At 58.4% G+C, this 796-nt stretch carries 1 protein-coding gene; it reads left to right on the top strand.

The window, feature by feature from the left end; all coding sequences use genetic code 11:
- A partial coding sequence (locus RMSM_RS07935) for a hypothetical protein (RefSeq protein WP_236622047.1) occupies positions 1-438 on the top strand: 438 nt, incomplete at its 5' end.
- Positions 439-796 lie beyond the last annotated feature (358 nt).

Here is a 796-nt window from a genome sequence, read left to right as displayed (position 1 = left end):
GCGTCATCTGTTTTGCGAGGTATTGGAATTTCCGGATCCGTTGGGGAGGACGGGTTCGGGCAGGTCAAATACTCACCGCGTGGTCCATGGCCGCAGAAACCAGAGCATCAACAACGGTTGGTCAAAATGAAGTACGACGCCGAGCACGTGCTGTGGAACCCGATCGCAATACAGACGGACCGCAAAGGTTCGCTCAGTCACAAACAACTTGGCAGACAACTGACATCGCTCCGCTATTCGGACGGCACCCTCGTGCTGCGTGACCCGGCGTTGACCGGTGCGGAGATCATGCGTGAAATCGTGATCGAATTCGCAAAACTAGACGATGTCGCGTTACGCTGGGTTCGTGAAGTATCCGGAATCGCAAGCGACGACACCGTTTTTTGGAATGGCAATGACGTCTGCGTCAGCAAGGGTAGCGCAGGCGGAGACAATTAAGGTGAGTCAACGCATCCACGGGCTCGCGTCCAACGCCATCTACTTTGGTAGCGGCACGGCGCGAGCCGTCCGGTTGAGGCGAGTGAAACGTTCGGTTTAGACCGGGCGGCTTGCGCCGCACCGCTACAAATGCCACCCGTTTAGCGCCAAAGTAGATGGCATTAAGCGCAAGCCCGTGGACCACTGAAAGTCTGGCTCCCCTCGCTTCCGCCGGGCTCGCCCCGGTCGGTGCGACAACTGGCTGCTACCTGGCAAGCTGGCCAAGCCGATCTCCCCTTTCCCCCGCGAATCGCCGGAGGCGAGTCGCGGGGGAAAGGGGAGAGAAATTCGGATAGGACAATGGTAGTTGCCATTTGTC

It is taken from the genome of Rhodopirellula maiorica SM1 (genome assembly GCF_000346295.1).
In the GTDB taxonomy this organism is placed as follows: domain Bacteria; phylum Planctomycetota; class Planctomycetia; order Pirellulales; family Pirellulaceae; genus Novipirellula; species Novipirellula maiorica.
Note: the sequence above shows the minus strand (reverse complement) of the source record. Positions and strands in the feature narration are given on the sequence as shown.